Source organism: Flavobacterium sp. CSZ (genome assembly GCF_015350725.1).
Taxonomy (GTDB): domain Bacteria; phylum Bacteroidota; class Bacteroidia; order Flavobacteriales; family Flavobacteriaceae; genus Flavobacterium.
Map to the genome: position 1 here is coordinate 1 of NZ_JADKPQ010000043.1, position 6618 is coordinate 6618.

Sequence of the window (6618 nt, forward strand, 5' to 3'; positions counted from 1 at the left end):
GGCTGGTTTTTCTCCAGATATTACTCAGGCTGTAGTAAAAGTGAATGAGTATAATGGCGAAAAGGTACTGACATTATACTATGTGTCTGAAATTGAAAAAGATAAATCTGAGATAAGAGAATACCTCAAGGCAAGGTTACCAGAATTTATGGTACCGGGGTATTATATAAAAATTGAGAGAATACCGCTCTCGGTAAATGGTAAAATAGATTTCAAGGCTTTCCCTACTATAAAAAGTGAGGATTTAATTAAAAAAGTCTATGAAGCACCTAGAAATGAGTTTGAACAAAAAATAATCAGAATTATTTCCAATGTACTGAATTGCAAAGAAAATGAAATTGGAATTAATGATAATTTCTTTGACTTAGGTATGAACTCAATTAATTTGGTTAACACGGTAAGTGTAATAAATAGTGAATTTCAAATAAACTTAAAAGTCTCATTTTTATTTGAATATCCAAATGTTTACGAACTGTCTAATAATTTTCGTGCAGAGAAAGAGACAGAACAAACAGATTATAATGACGAAAATATTTCAGAAGAGATTGACGATTTCTTATCACTAATTGAAGATTAAATAAAATAAACTATGGAAAGAGATTCAATAAAAAAAGATATAGCTATAGTAGGAATGTCTTGCAAATTCTCAAAAACTGAAAATCCAAAAGAATTTTGGGATAATATAAAAAACGGAGCTGAGTTCAATCAATTTTATACCGACCAGGAACTGAAAGAATTGGGTGTAGACTCACGGGTAATTAAAGATCCTAGTTTTGTAAAGTCAAAAACACAGGTAAATGGTTTTGACAATTTTGATTTTCAATTTTTTGGCTACACTAAAGATGAGGCCAATATTATGGATCCTCAGATAAGAATACTCCATGAGCAGGTATGGCTGGCACTTGAAGATTCTGGTTACAATCCTTTTACGTACAAAGATAAAATAGGATTGTATCTATCGGCTTCGGATAATTTTAACTGGATTGCCCATAGTTTGTCACAACCCAACAAAAATGTTGATTCGTTTTACCAGTCATTTATTACTAATAAAAACAACCTAAGTACAATTATATCGTATAATTTAAATCTGAAAGGACCAAGTTATTCAATTGATACCGCATGTTCAAGTTCCCTTTCTGCTCTGCACATAGCAGCTAGAAATTTACTGCTTAAAGAGTGCTCTATAGCAGTTACCGGCGGTATTAATGTGAAAACATCGAAAAACATCGGCTATTTTTATAAAGAGGGCATGATCAATTCTAAAGATGGTTACTGTAGAACTTTTGATAAAGATTCAACGGGAACTTATGCATCAGAAGGTTCAGCAGTAGTGGTTTTAAAAAGGTTAGAAGATGCCATAAAAGATCGTGATAATATTTATGCAGTTATTCGTTCATCGGCTTCCAATAATGATGGAAAAAGAAAGGTTGGCTATACAGCTCCAAGTGTTGCTGGACAGTCAGATTGTATAAAAATGGCACATAAAATTGCCAATGTACCCAGCAATACAATATCTTATATTGAAACTCATGGTACAGGTACAACATTGGGTGATCCTATAGAAATAGAAGCTTTAAATAAAGCTTTTAATTACGATAAAACATTTGATTGTGCCATTGGATCTTTAAAATCAAATCTTGGTCATTTGAACTATGCTTCAGGAATAGCAGGTTTAGTAAAAACAACACTAGCCCTGAAAAACAAAATGATTCCTCCCTCACTACATTTTAAAAACCCTAATCCCAATATTAATTTTGAAGGAGGACCTTTCTATGTTAATACAGCATTGAAAAAATGGGAAAATAACAATTCTTATCCTTTAAGAGCAGGAGTAAGTAGTTTTGGAATTGGCGGTACAAATACCCATGTGGTTTTAGAGGAGTATGAAAAAACTCAAAGTGAAGTAAAATCAAGACCATATCAAATAATACCTTATTCGGCAAAGAGCCAAAAATCATTAAATGACTATACCCGTAAATTAAAACAATTTGCAGGGACTGAGGATTTTAATTTAGCTGATTTGGCCTATACGTTAAAGTCAGGAAGAGAATCATTTTTGTTTAAAAGATTTTTTGTTTGTCAAAATAAAGAAGAACTCATTGAAAATCTCAGTGATTTAAAAAACGACACAAATGTTCTGACTTTTAAAACAAACAGAAAAACTGTTTTCTTGTTTCCTGGACAAGGCAGCCAGTATTATAGAATGGGAATTGATCTATATCATGACGAAGCTGATTTTAAGGAAATTATAGATGAAGGATTCCGTTTATTGTTAGATATAACCGGAACGGATTATGCTGAAATTATTGGTTATAAAAATTCAGATCAAAAAGTTACTGACTTCATCAATAATACCCGCTACACACAGCCAGTCTTATTTTTATTTGAGTATGCACTGGGGCAGTTGTTAATAAAATGGGGAATTCAGCCCGATATAATGATAGGACACAGTTTAGGGGAATATGTAGCGGCATGTACGGCCGGGGTATTTTCATTTAAAGATGCATTATCAATACTGGTTAAAAGATCCGATTTAATGAGCAGGGTTAAGAAAGGGAAAATGTTGGCAATTGGAGTACCAATTAGTGATATTTTAGAGTTCTTACCTAAAGAGTTGTCGATTGCGGCTGTAAACTCAGATGATTCTTGTGTTATTTCAGGTGAGACAGAGCTTATTGATGGTTTTATAACCGAGCTGGAAAGCAGGGATATTGGATATTCAAAATTAAAAACATCTCATGCATTCCATTCACAAATGATGGACGAGGTGTTGGATCTTTATACAAGTGAATTAGAAAGCATTGCATTCTCAAAACCTAAGTTCGCATTTGTTTCTAATTTAACGGGTAAATTAATTTTAGATGAGCAAGCAACTTCAAAAGAATACTGGGCGAAGCATTTACGAAAAACAGTAAACTTTAAAGGAGGGGCAGAATTTATCCTGCAAAACGGACATAATGTTTTTATAGAAATAGGGCCTGGAAAAACACTTTCATCGCTTATAAAACAAAATAAATTATATTCAGACAATAACTCCACAGTACAATTAGTCAGACATTTTAATGAGGAAGTAAATGACAGTAAGAAATTTACTTATGGTATTGCTGAACTTTGGCGTCAGGGTAAAAGTATCAATTGGGAGCACTATTATGCTGCTGAAATCAGATATAAAATTAGTGCACCAACCTATTGTTTTGATAAGAATAAACTAGATTTTACGGTTGATCCTTTTGTAAATCTTAGTAAAATGGGAGCCTTAAATAATAACAATTTAAACAATTGGTATTATTTGCCAAAGTGGAAACGATCTCTTTTAAATAAAAAGGAACACAACAATGCAGATCAGAATTATTTAGTTTTTTCCGACCAGGAGAACCTAATTAATTCAGTAGAAAAACAATTTAAAGAAGATGGAGTGTCTTTGATGAAAGTTTTAAAAGGAATAGCTTTCGATGTAATTGATGAGAGTACTTTTGCTGTAAACCCTTCTTCTGAAGACGATTTTGTATCGCTTTTTCATGAAATTGAACGAAGAAATATTCCGGTAAACCAAATCATCTTTAATTGGAATTTCACCAATTACAGCCAGGAATCTTTGGTTAAGATTTTTTCTACATTAAATAATTTAAGCAAATGTCTGATTAATCATTTTCCGGATCAGATAAAAAAAATTACTGTTTTATCTGATCTGGGACAAAATGTTTTGGGCGATGAAAAAAACAATATTGCGATGTTAACCTCTATAAAACAATTTTATGTTTTAGCACAGGAAAATCCTTCAATATTTAGTTGTTCCATTGATGTTAAGCAGCAAGAAGATAATCCGGAAATTCTTTTAAAAATAGTCGAGGAGTTAAAATTCAACTATTCAGAACCGGCAGTTGCGTATCGAAATAAAATTCGATGGGTTGAATTTTACGAAAATATCGAAATTGATAACCACATAAATAATGAGACCGTTTTACAGAAAAACAAAACCTATGTAATTACAGGAGGATTAGGAAAAGTGGGTAAAATTTTAACAGACCATTTAATTGAAAATTATCAAAGCACAATAATTGTAATTGGCAGAAAAAAAATTAACTCAGATGAAGTAGGCAATACCATTGCGCAAACCAGTAAAGAAAATGAAGTTCTAGCCAAAAACATAGAATATCTGCAAGATGCACAACGAAATAACAAACCCATCTACTATTATGACTCGGATGTGTCTGACTATGATCATTTTAAGGAAACGATCCAAAAAATAGAACAGGATTATGGAAAAATTTCCGGAATAATTCACACAGCAGGTAATAACGATACAAAAACCTTCAGGACCATAGATGATTTAAACAGCGATATTGCTTTAAAACAATTTAATCCTAAAATTAACGGAACTTTAAACATATACAGAGTTTCAAAAGAACGTTCACTCGATTTTGTATGGATTACATCAAGTCTGGCAACTATTCTGGGAGGATTAACCTACGGTGCTTATGCAATAGCAAATACATTTATAGATGCATTTTGCAATCATAAAAGAGACGAACTCAAAAATTGGTTTTGTGTCAATCTGGATGGAATCAACCAGGATAAAATAAGCGACAATAAGTTAATTGAATTGTTCGAAAAAACACTTCAGCTGTATTATTATCCCCAGATTATCATTTCCTCTGAGGATCCCAATGGTAAGATAAATAAAAATAACGATAAAATCGAAAACAAAGATAGTGTCGAGCCGTACCCTGTTGACCGTAATCTTGAAGAAGACTACGTTGCCCCGGTAAGCGCCATAGAAAAAGAGCTTTGTAATATGCTTGAACTTTTTTATGGTCTCAATACAATAGGTGTTTTGGATAATTTCTTTGAGTTAGGCGGAGATTCCCTTAAAGCAATGACATTTATTAAACGTGTCAACAAACTCTTTAATGTCGATCTCAATATAAAAGATCTTTATTCAAGCCCAAATGTTAAAAAATTAGCAGAGCAGATAGAAATAATGCTTGCTTTAATTACGATCCAGAATAAGCCGGCAGGAAAAAACACAATTGTCATTTAAACTTAAAATATAATAGATAAATGTTAGATTTTATAGAAGAATTAGAGAGTAAAAATATTAGAGTTTCATTAAAGGGACAGGACCTCGAGATTAATTTCGATGGTGAGCTGGATAATGAAATTATAGCAAGGCTAAAAGATAAAAAGCAGGAGTTGATACAATTCTTATCTGAAAATGCAATACAAAAAAACGGAATTGCAAAAGCTGAAGAAAAGGATGACTATGCCGTGTCAAATGCTCAAAAGAGATTATGGATACAAAGTCAGCTTTCAGAATATTCTGCAGCATATAATTTGGTAAATCGTTCTGAAATTATTGGCCATTATGACTTGAAGCTCTTTGAAAAAGCATTGCAGAGCGTAATTAGTCGCCATGAAATATTGAGGACTGTATTTAGATTAAATAATGATGCAGAGATAAGACAGCTCATTGTAAAAGACACTAAGGATTCTTTTAAAATTGACTGGAAGGATTTTAGTGCTCATCCCAACGCTGATCATCTGGCCAATCTGTATATCGAAGAGGATAAAGGCAAAACATTTGATCTTGAACATGGTCCATTGTTTCGAATTGCTTTTCTTAGAATAGCCGAAGACCATTATGTAGTTTATTCCTGTATGCATCACATTATTACAGATGGCTGGTCTTTTGATATTTTAATTCACGAAATATTCGCCTTTTATGAAGCTTTTAAAGCAGGTGTAAACTGTGAATTAGACCAACTGCGAATTCAATATAAAGATTATGCAGAATGGCAGGCAAAAAGTATTATTGATGATCAGTACAGCACCTATAAGAAATATTGGATTGAAAAAATATCAGGTGAGATTCCGCAATTAGATTTACCGGGTGCTAAATCACGTCCAAAATTTTTAACTCATAACGGATATCGGTTAAATTCATTTATTTCTCCAGAACTAACAAATAAGTTTAGAAAACTTTGTCAGGATGAAGGAGCCAGTTTATATATGGGGCTTGTTGCTTTTTTAAATATTCTTTTATATAAATATACTGCGCAGCAAAACATACTTATAGGCACTCCTGTGGCAGGTAGGGAAGACTCAGATTTAGAAGCACAAATTGGATGTTTTGTCAATACCATTGTTTTGAAAAATACAGTAGATCCGGCTAATAATTTTAAATCATTTCTCAATAGCGTTAAAGATTCTGTATTGTCGGATTTTTCAAATCAGATCTATCCATTTGATTTATTAGTAGAAGCTTTGAATTTAGATAAAAATTTAAACAGAAATCCAATTTTCGATATTGCAATAACAATGCTAAATACAGCACAGAAAGCTAAACAGTATGCAGTGGAGTTTGATGATAAAATAGTTAGCGGAGGTCAGGAAGCCAGCGTTTTTGATGTTGAATTTATATTTCAGGAAGTAAATGATTGTTTGTCTTTTTCAGTAAGATACAATACCGATATCTACCAAAGGGCCGATATCGAAAGACTGATGCATCATTTCAGTGCACTTATGGAATCAGTTCTTTTGGATCCATCGGTCAAAATAGAAAACATCAACTATCTGATAGCTGCAGAACGTCAAGAATTATTATTTGATTTTAACGCC

Annotated in this window: 3 protein-coding genes; all 3 read left to right on the top strand. The window is 32.6% G+C overall.

What is annotated here, in order from left to right; all coding sequences use genetic code 11:
• A partial coding sequence (locus tag IRZ78_RS25780; protein WP_228520625.1) for a phosphopantetheine-binding protein occupies positions 1-577 on the top strand: 577 nt, incomplete at its 5' end.
• A gap of 12 nt (positions 578-589) precedes the next feature.
• Positions 590-5041 carry a type I polyketide synthase gene (locus IRZ78_RS25785; protein WP_194620417.1) on the top strand — a complete coding sequence of 1484 codons (4452 nt, stop codon included), beginning with the start codon at positions 590-592 and terminating at the stop codon, positions 5039-5041.
• 20 nt (positions 5042-5061) lie between these two features.
• A partial coding sequence (locus tag IRZ78_RS25790) for a condensation domain-containing protein (RefSeq protein ID WP_228520627.1) occupies positions 5062-6618 on the top strand: 1557 nt, incomplete at its 3' end.